General features: G+C 44.0%; 13 protein-coding genes. 10 read left to right on the forward strand and 3 right to left on the reverse strand.

Going from position 1 to position 17,541, the window contains the following annotated elements:
- Positions 1-110: 110 nt before the first annotated feature.
- Entirely contained in the window at positions 111-2,129 is a 2,019-nt protein-coding gene (locus IIB39_05370; protein ID MCH8928130.1) for a hypothetical protein, read from the forward strand.
- A gap of 11 nt (positions 2,130-2,140) precedes the next feature.
- Positions 2,141-3,403 carry a hypothetical protein gene (locus tag IIB39_05375; GenBank protein ID MCH8928131.1) on the forward strand — a complete coding sequence of 421 codons (1,263 nt, stop codon included), beginning with the start codon at positions 2,141-2,143 and terminating at the stop codon, positions 3,401-3,403.
- A 19-nt stretch (positions 3,404-3,422) separates the two neighbouring features.
- Here the strand turns inward: IIB39_05375 and IIB39_05380 are convergent, their stop codons facing one another.
- Positions 3,423-4,508, reverse strand: coding sequence for an LptF/LptG family permease (locus IIB39_05380; GenBank protein ID MCH8928132.1), 1,086 nt, complete (start codon positions 4,506-4,508; stop codon positions 3,423-3,425).
- 169 nt (positions 4,509-4,677) lie between these two features.
- Between IIB39_05380 and IIB39_05385 the strand changes: the two genes are divergently transcribed.
- Positions 4,678-6,654: a Na+/H+ antiporter NhaC family protein gene (locus IIB39_05385; protein ID MCH8928133.1), complete on the forward strand. Its 1,977-nt coding sequence runs from the start codon at positions 4,678-4,680 to the stop codon at positions 6,652-6,654.
- Here IIB39_05385 and IIB39_05390 read toward each other — a convergent pair.
- Positions 6,651-7,859: an HlyC/CorC family transporter gene (locus tag IIB39_05390; protein MCH8928134.1), complete on the reverse strand. Its 1,209-nt coding sequence runs from the start codon at positions 7,857-7,859 to the stop codon at positions 6,651-6,653. The two genes, IIB39_05385 and IIB39_05390, sit on opposite strands and share 4 nt — an antisense overlap.
- 172 nt (positions 7,860-8,031) lie before the next feature.
- On the opposite strand from IIB39_05390, the gene sppA reads away from it, so the two are divergent.
- From sppA to IIB39_05425, 7 genes are all read left to right on the forward strand, one after another.
- Complete coding sequence (sppA, locus tag IIB39_05395; protein ID MCH8928135.1) at positions 8,032-10,491, forward strand: signal peptide peptidase SppA; 2,460 nt, start codon at positions 8,032-8,034, stop codon at positions 10,489-10,491.
- Positions 10,492-10,526: 35 nt separating this feature from the next.
- Positions 10,527-11,417: an N-acetylmuramic acid 6-phosphate etherase gene (gene murQ, locus IIB39_05400; protein ID MCH8928136.1), complete on the forward strand. Its 891-nt coding sequence runs from the start codon at positions 10,527-10,529 to the stop codon at positions 11,415-11,417.
- A complete protein-coding gene (locus IIB39_05405) occupies positions 11,414-12,574 on the forward strand; it encodes an anhydro-N-acetylmuramic acid kinase (protein ID MCH8928137.1) in 1,161 nt (386 codons plus the stop codon). Before murQ ends, IIB39_05405 begins: the two co-directional genes overlap by 4 nt.
- 19 nt (positions 12,575-12,593) lie before the next feature.
- Positions 12,594-13,958, forward strand: coding sequence for a phosphomannomutase/phosphoglucomutase (locus IIB39_05410; protein ID MCH8928138.1), 1,365 nt, complete (start codon positions 12,594-12,596; stop codon positions 13,956-13,958).
- A gap of 24 nt (positions 13,959-13,982) precedes the next feature.
- Positions 13,983-14,963, forward strand: a complete 981-nt coding sequence (locus tag IIB39_05415) for a polyprenyl synthetase family protein (GenBank protein MCH8928139.1) — start codon at positions 13,983-13,985, stop codon at positions 14,961-14,963.
- Complete coding sequence (locus tag IIB39_05420; protein ID MCH8928140.1) at positions 14,963-16,030, forward strand: bifunctional phosphoglucose/phosphomannose isomerase; 1,068 nt, start codon at positions 14,963-14,965, stop codon at positions 16,028-16,030. The genes IIB39_05415 and IIB39_05420 overlap by 1 nt, the downstream gene beginning before the upstream one ends.
- A 123-nt stretch (positions 16,031-16,153) precedes the next feature.
- A complete protein-coding gene (locus IIB39_05425) occupies positions 16,154-16,729 on the forward strand; it encodes a bifunctional nuclease family protein (GenBank protein ID MCH8928141.1) in 576 nt (191 codons plus the stop codon).
- Positions 16,730-16,750: 21 nt separating this feature from the next.
- On the opposite strand, the gene rnc is transcribed toward IIB39_05425, so the two are convergent.
- On the reverse strand, positions 16,751-17,533 hold the full coding sequence (gene rnc, locus IIB39_05430; protein ID MCH8928142.1) for a ribonuclease III: 783 nt from the start codon (positions 17,531-17,533) through the stop codon (positions 16,751-16,753).
- Positions 17,534-17,541: the final 8 nt, after the last annotated feature.

The following is a 17,541-nucleotide window of genomic DNA, read 5'->3' on the forward strand; positions in this document are numbered from 1 at the left end:
TGAAAATCAGAGCGGTCATTAAACGTTTAATCCTTTTATCGTTTATTCCGCTTCTCTCTACAACATGTTTCCTGGAAGCCCCCCAGTCACCCTCCTGGGAGCTTGACCTTGTGATACCCCTTATTGATGAAGTCTACCCTCTCGGTGATTTGCGCGGTCCGATACAGGAGGACAGTTCCGATGGCTTTATTGACGTAGACTCGAATAATATATTGAGGCTCAATGTCCAGGATACCATCGGTACCATTAAAATAAGCAAAGAGCTTTTAACGGTAGCCGGTATTGCTTCCGTGACTATTAGTGAGACGGTCGGCCCTATCGAACTCGACAATATCGGAACCGACCAAACTTTCGAATCTGCGGCGCTTTCATCTGTCTCTGCGGCGGTTGCCGCCGCTCCTAACGGAACAACTGTTCCCGTTCCGCCATTCGATTTGGATCCTATCGAAAATGAAATCGCTATAGCGGACGTGGAAGAAGCCGATATGTCACAGGGAATTATACGAATATCTGTCGCTAACGGTTTCATTGACGCGCCCGCTTCAGGGATACCGATAACAAATCTGGTAATAGTGTTAACAGGAGCGGATAACGCTATATTGGGCACGACTGATTTCGGAACAATAAATCCTGATCAGACCGTAACAAGGGATATTGACCTTGCCGGTAAGACAATGGTGGCTCCTATTACGATCTTGGCAACAGGAGATTCTCCCGGAGTTGGAGCTTTCATTATAAACGCCACTTCAAAGCAGGGAAAGATTACTATCGGGGTGACGTTTATCCCACCGTTCGTGGCAACAAGAGTCAAAGGAAACTTGCCACAAATTGATATTGATATTTCAAATTCTATTCCCTTGGGGATTTCTGGAAGTACGGAACTGATAAGCGGAAGATTCCGGTCAGATACGGATGATATGACTTTTTCAATTCAAAATTTGCTGCAAGTTCCGTTACAGGCGAATTTGACTCTTCCGAATTTTATTGATTCGGCTTCCAATGTGGCAAAAGAAGTTTTCTGGGAGAATATTCCACCGGGATCAACTGATATAAGGATAGTGGATTTAGGGGGGGACAGCTTAACGAATCCCGCAGGGGGCATGCCTCTTTCTGATATTGAATATATTTTTAGCGCGTCCACCATCTCGACAGGTATGTCGAGCACCATTACAGAGGATGATGCCGTAATAATTGTAATCGGTCTTGATACGCTTCGATTCAAAAGATGGAGAGCCAACTTTGACGAAACAATACCCACTACCGAGACAAATATCGAAAACACGCCTGAAGGTTTTGCCGGAATAAATTTCGAAGATGTGGAATTAATAATGAAGCTGCATAACTCCATTTCTGTACCGATGTTTCTCGATCTGGATATCGTGGGAACTAATTCTCTATTCGGAACTTCAGCCGGTCTTAGTTTGCGAAATGCCGAAATACTTTCGCCGTCTTTTTCCAGCGCTCAGCCGGAAACTACCGTTATTAGATTTATTAAAGATATGACATGCGTGAATGATTTATGTGAACCGTCCGGAGAAACCGACATTGTTGATTTTTTCAATATTTTTCCGGATAAAATTACTGTATCCGGCGAAACAAACCTGCTTGGAGAGGGCGTGGTCGCCATCGGTCAAAGTTTAGGGGGTGGCTTCGAATTGAAAATCCCGTTCGTATTTTCTCTTGATTCAACCGCTAAGTTCGTACCCGCTACCGTAAACACTATAGCGGCGTTTCAGGAAGAACAGAAGGAACAGATAGAGAATAATATTCTTTACGCTATTGTGGAATCCGAGCTGGTAAACAGTTTTCCTCTCAGCGGAACAATTTCGCTGCTGATTACCGATGATTCTACCAAATTTAACGTTCACCCTGATTCGCTCTTCATGGACACCTTATTTACATTTAATCTGCCCGATACCGATCCGGACGCAGGAATATTCAGCGCTACAAGTCATGACAGCGTTTTTCTTGACAGTTCGATTATCAGATTATTCACGAAAGGAGAAGAACATTACTTAAAACCTCTGATAACACTAAAGTCAACCGACGGAAAGCCAAGAACAATCTTCCCTTCCAATTTTATAGGCATCACCTCGGTAATGACATTTAGGATAAAGATAAATCCTTAGCCGCCTGAGCAATGAATTTAAAACAAAAAATTATCTGCCTCTCAATTCTGACATCATTCGCATCAAGCGGAGCTGATCTGTCCGCTCAGCTGCGGAAAGACCCTCGTAGTGTCGGTATGGCGGGAGCATATACCACTATCGCAAGAGATTTCTTCGCCGTCGGAGTTAATCCGGCGAATCTTGGTATTGTCAGGAATTTCATCGCAATGCAGCTGTTACAGGTGAACGTCGGAATATCAAATACCAGTTTGAGTCTATCTGAATACAATAAATTCAACGGAGCGGATTTGGAAAAAGACAATAAGAAAGAAGAGCTGTTGTCGCTCATTCCCGAAAACGGGCTCACATTCTTCTATGATTCCTCTTTGCAGCCTATTCTCGGAAACCTATCATGGAATAATATGGCGATTTCAACGGACGTTTATGCGATTGGAGAGCTGACGGTCCCGAAGGCTCCTTTCGAAATACTTTTTAACGGGAATGAACTCGGAAGAGAATATCAGCTTGATGCGGCGGGTGAATCGCTTGTTGCCGCTGAAATAGGATTTTCCAACGGCGGAGTATTCGGAAATATTCTCGTTGGCTATACGACAAGAGTTATCAGAGGTATAAGCTACTTCGGAATTGATGAATCCAACGCGGGACTTCTGACCGATTCATCAGGAGTATTCAGTGAGTCTGAATACCTGGTAACGGCGTCAGCCGGTGGGTGGGGAGGTTCCTTGGATGTTGGTCTTCTGATCCTTGACGTTGGTAAATGGCATTTAGGTGCGGCTATAAATAATCTATACAGCAGAATAAGGTGGACTGATAGCAATGAGCGGATTAGATATTTCTATAATATTGATAACCTGAATCTCAACCGGGTAGCGAAAAAAGGTTTTGAATCTCTGGTTGTAGGAGGAAACGAACGAACCGAATTCAGCGAAAGTTTTTCGACCCGGCTGCCAACAATATTTCGAATGGGAGCATCTACTACTTTTTATGAAACACTGGTGGCTATTGATTATCAACAAGGATTCAGCGACAGGTTATATGCCAGTAAGGTGGGGAAATTCGCAGTTGGATTCGAATACTTCGGAGAGTCGAATTTCCCGGTGAGAATTGGAATCGCCGCCGGTGGTAGAGAAAAAAAAGAATTCGGTTTCGGATTCGGAATGAGGTTTATCGGGCTGCGATTTGATTTCGCCTATGCGTTAAGAGGAGGCTATACACCTTCGAATGCGAAAGGATTTGAAATTTCGGCGTCATTGTGGACAGCGCTCGGCAATTAAGCAGAGTCCGCCCCAAAATTTATTTCCTGGATTTTATTATCAAGACAATTGATAGGAATAAAAAGATACCATTGCCGAGCCAAACCCCCACCATCGGATCAAGAATTCCCTGTTTGGCAAGAGTCTGACCGAATTTAATAAGTCCGTAAAAGAGGAAACTGGTAAGAAGAGCCATTCCGACGCCGAAAGCTATACCGCTGTTTACCCTGCCGACAGCCATTGGTATGCCGATCAGAATGATTACAAAATTTGTGAATGACAACGAAATCTTGAATATGTGGTTAATTTTCCAATTTCGGGCTTCAATTCCGTTTGCTTCCAAATTCTTAACGAATTTTCCAAGCTCCCAATAGCTCATTTCTTCGGGTTTTCGGTTTTCTTCTTTCAGACTGGCTGGAGTGACGCGAATATCAATAGTATCAACCATCTCGCTCGAAAGGATAATTTCCTTTTCACCCTCAAATCTTCTTAAAATTACATTCATGAAAATCCATTTGGATTTTTCTTCATCCCATATCATTTCCGCTGCGTCCAGCCGTTGGAAAAGCGATTCGTTTCTGAAATATTGTATATTTATCCGCTCGCCTTTCATATCTTTGAATTTGTATACTCCGATTGAGAGGTTTCTGTTTTTTCCTTCCTGGAAATTTATATTAAACTTCCTCAAAGCTTCTCGTTTAGACCCTTTAAGCGAATATTTTCTCGCGATGTCAAATCGTTTTCTGCTTGATTTTATAACAACAATTTCACCGAAATAGAATGAAAAAATACTGATCACGATTCCTAAAATTATCATAGGAACAACAAGCCGATAGAGGCTCACGCCGGCAGATTTGATTGAAACGAGCTCGTTGTATTTCTCCAATGTGGCGAACGTTATAACCGACGCCAATAATACGGCAATAGGCAACGAAATATTGAACAGCCATGGAAGGTTCAGCAGAGAGAAGAGAGCGGCGGTACTCGCCGGAGCGTCTGAATCAAGGATTTTTCGCAGATTTTCAACCAGATCCACAATAAAGAAAATGACGAGGAATGCCGCGCTGGTCATAGCCAACGTAGTTATGAATTTTGTAAATATGTAACTGTCCAGTTTCTTAATCATAAAATCTGTTTTATCCTAATCAGTAACTGTGATTGAAAATAATTTACTTCTTTAAGACGCTAAATGAAAATAAAAGTTAAATAGCGCATTGAAAACCGATTTTGGCGGCAGAAACCCGCTAACTATTAGTTTTACTTGACTTTATCTGAGCAACCATTTACGTTTGGCTATGCTGATCAGACTGCTTATATTATTTTTCGTTATTTTGTTTCCGGTAAACGCTGTCGTGAATGCTCAGGACAGCGCATCAAATCTCCAAATTGAGGCTCCCGATTATACATTAACAAACGTAGAATTTGAATTTTCGCTGAAGGTTGTCGATGAGTACGGTGAGATTGACCGAGCTGCATCGGGAGAGTTATCTCTGGAAGGATTCGTGGTGGAAGACGAGGACGGTAAGTTCACAAAACCGGTAATTTTTCAGATTACCCACGGTGAGTTTTCCATAGACAATGCTGTTTTTCAGAACAGCGGAGACAACAGCATTGAAGTTTGGTTCAACGGCTCGGCCGTCAGAAAAAGTGTCACGACTTTACCCGGTATTTTGAGCATCGCTCCGCCGCTCATCGCTATCGGGCTTGCGATATTATTTCGGGAAGTTCTTATAAGTCTGTTCGCCGGTGTTTGGATAGGGGCGTTATTCCTTTCGGGATTTAATCCTTTTAAGGGATTCCTTCTGACTATCAATGATTATATCGTGCCGGCTCTGGCAGACAGAGACCATGTGGCGGTAGTCTTATTCAGCATGAGTTTGGGCGGAATGGTGGGAATTATTTCTCGAAACGGCGGTATGTTCGGCGTAGTGGAAAAGATCTCGAAATACGCTAAAACCGCGCGGTCCGGGCAGATTGCCACGCTGGGGATGGGACTGCTTATCTTCTTTGATGATTACTCCAATACCCTCCTTGTGGGAAATACAATGCGTCCTTTTACGGATAAATTACGAATATCCCGTGAAAAACTTTCTTTCATCGTGGATGCAACTGCGGCGCCGATTGCGTCGGTAGCATTCGTGAGTACCTGGATCGGGTTTCAAAATGGACTCATAGGAGAAGGGTTCAAGAATATCGGTTTGGACAGAGATCCGTACATTACTTTTCTTCAGTCGATTCCTTACAGCTTTTACGCGATATTAATGCTTGCTCTAATACTGATAACCGCAATCCGGAAAAAAGATTTCGGTCCTATGCTCAGAGCGGAAAAACGCGCAGCCTCAACAGGTAAAGTTCTTCGGGACGGCGCCACCCCATTAGCAGGAGGGGATCTGAGCGAACTGGAAATACCGGATGATATTCCCAAGAAATGGCATAACGCGCTCATACCGATAGGTTTTGTCATATTTACGGTGATCTCAGGGCTATATTTCAATGGAAAGTCTGCTTTAGGCGATTCAGCCGGGGATATGAAAATCTACCAAATCATAGGAGCGGCGGACTCTTTCACAGTTCTGATGTGGGCTGCGTTTGGAGGTTCTCTTTTAGCAGGCGTGATGAGTTTAGGTCAGAGGATTCTAACGCTTCAGGAGACCGTTGACGCCTATCTGAACGGACTCAAGTCAATGGTTCTTGCTATGGTCATACTCGTCCTGGCATGGTCACTGGGCGCTATCGCGGCAGACCTTTCAACTGCGGACTACGTTCTATATCTTACGCGAGGATTATTTTCGCCGCATTTCCTTCCTGCGATGACTTTTATCGTTGCTGCATTAATAGCCTTTTCAACAGGTACATCATGGGGAACTATGGCGATTCTCATACCGATAGTGATTCCTATGGCTTATCACCTTCCCATAGAAGCGGGCTATGATGCCGCATTATTGGAGTCCATATTTCTCGGTACGATAGCGGCTGTTCTTTCAGGGGCGTGTTTTGGGGATCATTGTTCACCCATTTCAGATACTACTATAATGTCCTCGATGGCATCAGGGGCGGATCACATTGATCATGTTAAAACTCAAATGCCGTATGCTGTCCTCGTAGCTGCAGTGGCTGTTGTGGCGGGATATATTCCGGCGGGATTCAACGTGAATCCGCTCTTCTCAATCGTAGCAGGCGTCGGCGCTATCTACGCCTTTCACCGCTATATGGCAAAACCGGTGAGTTTATCAGAAGGTAGGGCAGAACAGCCGGAGAAAGTTTCCGCTTAAGTGCTCTTTTTTAAGATTACTTTTTTAACAGCTCTCGGCGTCACTCTGATTATCTCATAGACTTTATTACCAATTAAAACTTTGTCTCCTTTAGCGGGAATTTTTCCGGTATGGAAAGTCAGGAGTCCTGCTAAAGTTTCATATTCACCGTTGGGGAATTCGATGCCGAGTTCCTCTCTGAGAAGGTCAAGCTCCGCTTCGCCGTTAATTATTATGTCTCCGTTGGGGAGTTTGCGGTAAGGTGTGGAATCCGATTGAAGGCTGAAGTCCATCTCTCCGAAAATTTCCTCCACGATGTCTTCAATGGTAAGGATACCGGCAGTTCCGCCGTATTCGTCGACGACAACTACTACGCTCTGTTTTTCCTGCTGCATCTCTTCCATTACTTCATCCGCGGGTTTGGATTCGGGTATAAACTTAACTGTACGAATTTTAGGAGGTTTATCGGTCGCCATATCGAAGAGGTCTTTTAAAAGAATAACACCCATCATTTTATCGATAGTTTCCTCGTAAACAAGCAATTTGGAGTGATGTGTCTTGCTGAATTCCTCAATTATTTCCGAGCGGGAGAGGCCTGAAGGGATGGCGGCAATTTGTGTTCTCGGAATCATAGCTTCGCCGGCAGTGACCTCATTGAAACTTAGCAGATTGGAAATAATCCTCCCTTCGCGCTCTTCCATATAGCCCTGTTCTTCAACATGAGAGAAAAGAACTCGCAGATCATCTTTCGAAAATGCCTGTTGAATCTCGCTTTCTCCTTCTTTGCGGAAAAAACTGAACTTCCCCAACAATTGAATCAGAGCGATGACAGGATATAAAATAAATTGGGTAACTTTCAGCAGCGGAGCGATTTTTGTGACGGTTACACCGGCTGTTTCCCTCCCGATAGTCTTTGGAAGTATTTCACCGAATATGAGTATGACAATACTTGTGACGATGAGCGCCGCCCAGCTCGGCATATATCCGATTAAGATAACTGTGGCGAAAGAAGTTGTTAGAATATTGGCCATATCAGTGCCGACAAGGGTAGTGCTTAAAAAAGACTCCGGTTTGTCAAGAAAACCAACGGCGGACTTAGCCCCTCTGATCTTTCTCTTAAGCTGAACTTCGAGTTGGATTTTATTCACGGTGACAAATACCGTCTCCGCCATGGAAAAGAAAGCGGACAAAAATAAGCCGATGCCCACCAACAAAATTTCTAACAATATTTTCTTCTCATTCTGATTTAACTTATGAGTAAGGTTAACCAAATTGATGGTGAAACTCAATCAGAATTTGGATTCTGCTCATATAGGCAGCTATATTTCTTCTGAAATTAGTTGATTATCTACGTGATACTTATTAAGCTACATCACCAAAACCCGCATGGAGTATTGATTGTATAAGTTTATAAGAGGCTCAGCGATTTCGTTGATTCTTTTTGCATTATCTTCCGTCAGCCACGCACAACTGATAGATGGGCTCAATCTGCCTTTTGAATCGGTGGCGATTACAAACAGCGCATCGTCAATCGCACTGAATCCGGCCGGATTAGGTTTTAATCAAGGTCGAAATTTTAATTTTGCGCAATCGCACCTGTCGGACAATTTCTTCAGCGACACGGGCGTTTATTTCGCATTTGGAAATATCGGATATTCCCTTGAGTGGTTGGATGCCGCAACATCCCGAAGAAAACACACTTTTGCGTTGGCGCTGAGCAATAGCCCGAACAGTTCAATCGGTTTTGGTTACTCTCGGTTCGGCTCAGACAGCACCAGCTATTCGGCATTGAGTCTGTTTACTGCGGGATTGAACTTCAGACCCACAAGCTGGCTTTCGCTGGCTGGAGTTGCAACTGACGTCAGAGGAAGCAGCGTTCCCGTATTAATCGGTTCGGGAGTAGGGATATTAGAAAGCAGATATCGTCTTGGTTTGGGACTGCGACCGTTGGGAGAATTTCTTACGCTCTCGGCCGACGCGAACATTAGCAAATTTGATTCGGGCAATAATACGATTTTTCAGTTCGGGTTAGAATACTGGTCCGATAAAGGATTCAGTATTAACGGTATGCTGGACGAAGACGGTGGATTTGAATTCGGCATAGAGATTGGATTTCCCACTATAGCTGTTCGCAACAGCAACCGCTATAGCGAAAGTGGCGCTTATCTTTCGTCTGTTTCTGTGCTTGAGATGAGAAATAGAAGAAGAGCTACTTCTCTGCAACAGAAGGGAAGTTTTTTACAGTTGAAACTTTCGGGAACTGTTCCCGATGAGCCGACCTCGAGTTTCTTTTTCAGGGGAGCGAGAACCACATCGGAATGGGTTCGTCTCATTGACAGAGCGCGTGATGATAAACAGATAGGCGGAATTATCCTGCATGTTGGCGCATTTACGGGGGGAATGTCAACCGCCGCAGAAATAAGAAACGCGCTTTTGCGGTTTAAAAGCAGTGGTAAAAAGATAATTGCATATGCGGAAATTATGACGGTGAAAGGGTTATATGTTGCCTCAGTTGCCGAAAAAATTTATATGAATCCGTCGGGATACCTTTTCTTTGCAGGGTTGAGAGCGCAAGTGACTCACTATAAAAGTATGTTGGAAAAAATCGGCATTGAAGCGGAATTCATCAGAGTGGGAAGATATAAAAGTGCGGTTGAGCCCACAACGCTTGATTCAATGTCTTCTTCGAGAAGGGAAGAGTTGAACGCAATTCTCGATGATTTTCAGGAGAACATTTATTCGGTTATAGCCGATGGAAGAAACCTTTCAAGGGAAGATATAAGTTCGGCGGCGGAAGAGGGTCCGTATACCACCGGCGAAGCAGTTACCGCAAAGCTTATAGACGGCACTGCTTATGAAGACGAGATAGAGGATAAAGTCAAAGAACTGTTCCGCGTTAAGAACTTTTCTAAAATAACCGGGCGAACTTACGAAAAACAAAAACTTCTTGTTCGCAGATGGAATAGGAAACCTATAGTAGCGATTCTGCATCTCAGCGGCGTAATCGGAACAGGAGAAAGCCGAAAGAGTCCATTGGGCGGATCAAAAGTGCTTGGAGCAAAATCAATAGCGCGGATGATTAAATCGCTAAGGAATAACCGAAATGTGAAAGCCATAATACTGCGAATCGACAGCGGCGGCGGCACTACGCTTGGCTCAGACATAATTTGGCGTGAGATGCATAAGACTAAAGGCGAGAAGCCGCTTATAGTCAGCTTCGGCGACATAGCGGCGTCGGGAGCGTATTATCTCGCCATGCCGGCGGATACGATTCTTGCTGAAAAAATGAGCCTTACCGGTTCTATCGGTATATTTATGGGTAAACCGAGCTTGAAAGGACTTTATAAAAAATTAGGCATCAGCAAAGAAATGATAAAACGCGGCAAACATTCGGACATTTTTTCTGAAAATAAGAAATGGACAGATGATGAAAGAGAACTTCTCCAAAGACAGCTGAATGAGCTTTATGATGATTTTGTGAACAAGGTTGCAGAGGGACGGGGGCTCAGCAAGACCGAGGTTGACAGTGCCGCTATGGGTCGGGTCTGGACAGGCGAAGACGCCCTCGAGCTGGGTTTAATTGATATAATCGGCGGTATCAGGAAAGCGGAAGACGTGGCTCTTGAGATGATTAATTCTACCAGAGAAGAGACTAAGTTTGTGGCGCTCTCTTCTTTTGGAGGCTCCGGATTTCGGATAGGAGCGGCATTCAGCGCGCTGTCCGACAGGTTGGTTCAAGACGCCATAGCGCCGTTTGGACCTTTAGCGGAAGATTTTCAGGAAGCAATAGAATTATTATTACTCTTGCAGGATGATCAACGTCTGTCAGTTACTCCGTACAATCTGGAAATTGAGTGACCGAAAGAAAAAAAACGATTGTTGACAGCGGCAAAATGGCATCTTTGACGACAGAGACTCGCAATCAAAAAAGTATGAACATTGACGCTATGTCCGTGCCCGAAATATTAGACCTGATAAATTCAGAAGATAAACTCATCGCAGACACCGTAGCCGAAGAAAAAGATAATATCGCAAAGGCAGTGGATTTAGTCGTAGAATCTCTCCGCAGCGGAGGGCGGCTTATCTATGCGGGAGCGGGAACGAGCGGCAGACTCGGAATATTAGACTCAACGGAAATTCCTCCTACTTTTTCTGCCGAACCGGAATTGGTGCAGGGAATTATCGCAGGCGGGATGGATGCTCTTGTTCGTTCAATCGAGGGAGCGGAAGATTACCCCGAAGACGGGAAAACCGATATTGCGGCGAAAAACATCACTGAAAAAGATGTTGTATTCGGTATTGCCACAAGCGGAAGAACGCCTTATGTCCTTGGTGCGCTTGAAAAAGCGAGAGAATTAGGAGCGAAAACTGTGTTTCTTACCTGTAATGCTGTTGATCCCGACGATGTAGCGGCGGAGGTTATCATAACGCTCATTGTGGGAGCGGAGGTTATCACAGGCTCCACCCGTATGAAAGCGGGCACCGCCACCAAGCTGGTCTTGAATATGGTCACCACAACTTCGATGATAAAATTGGGTAAAGTATACAAAAACCTGATGGTGGACTTAAAGGCGGTGAACAACAAACTTGTTGACAGGGCGTGCAGAATACTTGAGACTATTACAGGTTTAAACTATGAGTCGGCGGAATCACTTCTGCGAGAAGCGGATATGAATTTGAAAACCGCGCTGGTAATGCAAATCGCTTCTGTTGATAGCTCAAAAGCGTCGGAGCTGCTTGAAGAGGCGGACGGAATAATAAGAAACGCTGTTAATCTTCCATGATAGAACAGCTTAACAATCTTTGGGAGCGCGATAAGTTAACCGTTGCCGGCTTGATTAGCGGAACATCAATGGACGGCGTGGATGTTGCTATTACCGAGCTATCGGGAAGCGGGACAGATACAAAATGGGAGATAAAGTATTTCAACAGCTATCCCTTCGAAAACGATATGCGTGAGCAAATTAAAAATTCGATCGAAGGAGGAGCCGAAGCTGTTTGCCGGCTGAACTTTGATCTTGGAAAAGAATTTTCTGACTCACTCGGGAAGGCGTTGACAGAATCGGGAATCCCGCCAAAGGAGCTGGACCTGATCGGCTCTCACGGTCAGACGATATATCACGCGGACGGACATTCGAGTCTTCAGGTAGGTGAAGCGGCGGTGTTAGCGGAAACCTTCGGAGTTCCGGTGGTAGCGGATTTCAGAGTCAGGGACATAGCGGCGGGTGGTAACGGAGCGCCGCTTGTTCCATACGTGGATTATATTCTTTTTGGGAAAGACGGAGGAAAGTTACTGCTGAATTTAGGAGGCATAGCCAATTTCACTACCATACCATCGCCATGCAATAGCCTTGATGATATTAACGCATGGGATACAGGACCGGCTAATATGCTTATGGATTTAGCGGCTGAATCCATATCGAGGGGCGCTCAACGGCTTGACGGGGACGGAAAATATTCTGCTGCCGGAGAGGTAAACAGCAATTGGCTTTCAGAGCTAATGGATCATCCCTATATAAGTAAGCCGCCTCCAAAATCCACAGGCAGAGAGGATTTCGGAGAGGATTATTTTAATTCGCTGATAGTAAAATTCGAAATCAAATCTGAAGCAAGCAAACTTGATTTTATAGCGACGCTGACCCGGTTCAGCGCTGAGTCCATAAAATTTAATTTCGATGAATATGCGAGCGGTGAAAATGGAATTACGGAAGTTATCGCAAGCGGCGGAGGAACATCCAACCCTGTTCTTATGGAACATTTGGGTAATCTATTTTCGCCTATGAAAGTAAAAATGATAGACGAATATGGTATTGAATCCGATGCGAAAGAGGCTGTTGCATTTGCCATTCTTGCGAACGAATTTGTTGCAGGAGCTGATTCAAACGTTCCCAATGTAACGGGTGCGTCAAGGCAGGTATTATTAGGAAAATTGACGATTTAATTTAAGGAAGACGATAAAAATGGAAATTAATCCTTTTATTTTCAGGGAGTACGATATAAGAGGCGTCGTGGAAAAGGATTTTCCCGACGACGTAGTTGAAATTCTTGGTAAGGGTTTCGGCACTTATGTCCAAAGAAAAGGGGTGGATAAAATCAGCCTTGGCGGAGATGTTCGCCTTACCACCAAACAACTGAAAAAAGCGTTCGCCAAAGGCGTTATTTCTACAGGTGTGAATGTGGTGGATATCGGAATAATTCCAACGCCTGTAAGTTATTTCAGTATATTTCGATTGAATCTCAAAGGCGCTGTTCAGATTACCGGCAGCCATAATCCGCCGGAATTCAACGGCTTTAAGATGACTCTTTCCACCGGCGCTGTTTATGGCGAAGGAATTATGGCAATAAAAAAAATTATTGATGATGATGATTTTGATTCGGGTGAGGGAACGGTGGAAGAGGCTGACATCACAGAGGATTACCGCAGAGATATTATAGGAAAAATCAAACTGAAAAAGAAAATAAAAATCATAACTGACTGCGGGAACGGCGCAGGCGGGCTTGTGGCGCCTGAAGTCCTGCGAGCAATCGGGTGCGAAGTGGACGAGCTGTTTACCGAGCCGGACGGAACTTTCCCAAACCATCATCCTGACCCTACGATAGAGAAATATATCACGAAGTTGATCGAGACGGTGAAAAAGGGGAACTACGATTTTGGTGTGGCATTTGACGGCGATATGGACAGGATAGGTGTGGTGGATAACAAAGGTGAGATAGTCTGGGCGGATTATCTGATGGCTCTTTTCTCCGAAGAAATTCTCTCGAAAGGAAACAGGACGATAATTTTTGATGTAAAATGCTCTCAAGCGCTTCCCGAGAGGATTGAGGAACTGGGCGGTACGCCGCTTATGTACAGGACCGGTCATTCTCTTATCAAGGAAAAATTGAGGGAGTTGGATGAGGGCTTTGCAGGCGAAATGAGCGGTCATATATTTTTCGGCGATGAGCATTACGGTTACGATGATGCGCTTTACGTGACTGCCAGGCTTGCTCGATTTATGTCCGAAAGGGAAGAATCGCTTTCAGAGATGATGGCAAAACTTCCAAAGTATTACTCAACTCCTGAAATGAGGTTGAACACTAAGGACGATAAGGCTAAGTTTGAGATTGCGCAAAAAGCGGTAGAATATTTCACAAAGAATTACGAATGTACGACGGTTGACGGCGTCAGGATAATGTTTGGAGACGGTTGGGGATTAGTACGGGCATCCAATACTCAGCCTGTAATAGTAGTTCGGTTCGAGGCGAAATCTCAGGAGCGTCTTGAGGAAATTAAAGCGGAAGTCATAGGAAAACTTCAGGAGTTCGGCGAAATTGAACTGGATTGACCGGAGAAACCAAGCGAAAGGATAATGGATTACAGTAATAACGAAACTCTGAATAACTATAAGAATGTCGTGGAGGATAAAATTGCCATTATCGCAAAATCTTCGCGTCCTTCATCTCTATACGATCCGGTAAGGCACGCCGTAGGGGGAGGCGGGAAACGACTTAGACCGGTTATAGTGTTGGCTGCCTGCGAAGCGGCAGGAGGCAACCCTGAAGATGCGATTGATGCCGCTGTTGCGGTTGAACTTCTCCATACTTTTACTCTTGTGCACGATGATATTATGGATAAAGATACCTTGCGCCGGGGAAGAGAAACGGTTCATAAGAAGTGGAATTCATCCGCCGCCATTTTAGCGGGAGACGCGATACTGGTACTGGCATATCAGTCCCTTATGCGGACGAAGGGCGATAAAATTAAGAGTATCGTAAATGTCTTTAACGACGGCATTTTAGGCGTATGCGAGGGACAGGCATTAGACATAGAGCTGGAGCAAAAAGAGGAAGTTTCCAATTTGGAATATATGGAGATGATAGAGAAAAAAACCGGGATGATGATAGCTATGGCTGCCGGAATTGGCGCAATAATCGGAGGCGCTGAAACGGATGATGTGGAGAAGTTCAAAGCATTTGGCTTGGAACTCGGCAACGCTTTTCAACTTCAGGACGACTATCTCGAAATAACATCCACTAAATCCAAAATGGGCAAAAGTCTCGGCAGCGATTTAGTTAAAGGAAAGAAAACATTTCTTCTTATTAATGCGCTTAAATTAGCTAATACTGAGCAGAATAAGGAGTTGTCCGCGATATTGAATAAAGAGGATATATTGAGAGTGGATTTGATTAGAGTAGGAGAAATATTTCAGGAGATTGGCGTGTTCGATCTCACGCGGAAGCTGATCGAAAAAAGTATCGCAATCGCATTATCAAATTTAGAGTTTATAGATGTAGACGCCAGAAAGAATTTGGTGGAGATAACTGGTATGGTAGAAAGTAGGGAGAGTTAATGAGCAACGGTTCCCCGGATATTTTGAAATTGAAAAATGATTATGATAAGTCAGATATTTATGGCGTCATATCCGATTTGCCAAACCAGATGAGGGATGCGGCGAAGATTGCCAAAGAACTGAATTTTTTATTCGACAAAGAAAATGTGTCAAACATACTTTTTGCCGGGATGGGCGGCTCGGCAATAGGCGGAGATGTGGTGGGTTCATTAGTTGAAAGTGAATGTTCCATTCCCATAACGGTAGTCAGAAATTACCGACTTCCGGGATGGGCAGACCAATCCACGCTGGTTATAATTTCAAGTTATTCGGGCAATACGGAAGAAACACTCTCGGCTTATAAAGACGCCCGTGAGAAAAAGTGCCAAATTATCTGTTCCACGACGGGAGGAAAGTTAGAGGAGTTGGCTCTCAGTGACAATCTCCCTTATCTCAAAATTCCCAAGGGGCTTCCTCCACGTGGGGCGATTGCGTACGCCGCTATTCCCTGGCTTGTCATATTCGGTTCTAATGGGATAATTTCGGATAAAAGTCCGGAGATTGAAGATGCAGCCGGCCACCTTGACGATATGGTGAAAGTATATGGAAATCTCGAATCAGAAGAGACGAATATTGCCCTTGAAACCGCAAAGAAATTAAAAGGAAAATTACCCGTTATATATGTTTCTTCCGGTGCGTTTAGCGTTATCGGCAGGAGATGGGCAAACCAGCTTCAGGAAAACGCTAAGGTATTGGCGTATTCAAGTGAACTGCCCGAAATGAATCATAACGAAATAATGGGTTGGCATCTAAAAGGGCAGAAGGATGTAGCGGTACTTCCCGTATTTATTTCTACTGATATGTATCACGAGCGAATTAATAAAAGATTTGAAATTACGAGTCGATTGATAAAGGAAAAAGGTATTGAGCCGGTGCAGATTACGCTCACAGGAGAGAGCCTGATAACACAGTTTTTCACATTTGTGAATATGGGTGATTTTATAAGTTATTATCTGGCTCTTTTGAACGAAGTTGATCCCGAGCCGGTAGATATAATTTCTGACTTAAAAAAAGAATTAACCGTATGAGGACTCAAAAGAGCTTGACTTGCATATTCGTTCCAAATAACTTTGACCCCGACATTGAGAGAGGCGCGAAAATGCAGATAAATTCGGATACCTCATTATTCTCAATAGAAAAAATAGGATTTTATGGATTCATTAAAGGTTGAAATAGCAAAAATCTCGTTCTATCCCCCAAGCAAAGGATATGCCGTAATTCTTAAGGAAGTCAACGGCGAACGGCAGTTACCGGTTATTGTAGGCGCTTTCGAAGCACAGGCTATCGCATTGGCGATAGAGGGGATTGAAATGCCCCGCCCAATGACGCATGATCTTCTCAGTAATTTGCTTGTGACATTGGAAGTCGAGGTAAAAGAGATAGTTATCAATAAACTGGTGGAAGGAACCTTTTACGCTAAGATTTACACTGAATCGTTTCAATTTGGTGAACGGGAGATTGATTCCAGACCCAGCGATGCCATAGCCTTGGCATTAAGAATGAACGCGCCGGTATTTGTCAATAAGAAAGTGATGAAAGAAGCGGGTGTGATTTTGGCTGACCAGGAGGAGATAGAGGAGTTTCATTTTGGCTCTGCCGAGGCGTCTAAAGGAACTTTACTTCAAGAGGAATTAGATAAGGCAATTGATGTGGAAAATTATGAATTGGCAGCGAAATTACGCGATAAACTAAATGCGCTCAACAGCATCGGTAAAGAAAATAATTAGAAATAATTATCCTTATCTGAATTATTCTGAATCCGCCTTAACAGCGGATTTTTTATTTAAGCTATCAATATGTTGAAGCGCTTTCTCCGCGGCATTTTGCTCAGCCTCTTTGAGTCTTTTCCCCGTTCCTCTGCCGAGAGGCTCATCGTTTAAAACTACTTCCACGTCAAACACCTTCGCATGATCGGGGCCTGATTGCCCCACAACTTTGTATTTTACGTTTCCCAGCGCATTCGCCTGAAGATATTCCAGGAGTCGGCTTTTATAGTTAGTTGTTTTTGCGTCATCAAAGGCTGAACCAAGATCAATGAGCAGCGTTTTCTCGATAAATTTTTCCGCGGATTTGTAGCCTCCGTCAAGATATATTGCGCCGGAGATCGCTTCGTATAAATCTGCTAATATGGAAGGGTTGCTCCCGCCGTCACGTAATTTTTCGTCAGAGCTCAGGAGCAGAAATTTACTTAATCCTAATTTTTGAGCCAATTTCGCCAGGTTGCTCCCTTTAACAAGAGCTGATCTCGCCTCTGTCAACGGGCCTTCCTCTTTATCGGGGAAGTTTTCATACAAGATATGTGAACTCACGAGTTCTATAACAGCATCGCCAAGAAATTCCATTCTCTGATTCGACGGATAGTTTTCTGCGACACTGAATGACCGGTGCGTCAAAGCTTCTCTTATTAACGATTCATCTCTGAATTTGTAATTGAGAATTTTATAAAGAGAATTAATATCTAAATCAGCAAGCGGGTCGACGGGTTTTTTTGTTTTGCGATTTCTGCTGAATAAATCGAATAGTCTTTTCAAAAGCGAAT

This window comes from Candidatus Neomarinimicrobiota bacterium (genome assembly GCA_022573815.1).
In the GTDB taxonomy this organism is placed as follows: domain Bacteria; phylum Fidelibacterota; class SORT01; order SORT01; family SORT01; genus JACZTG01.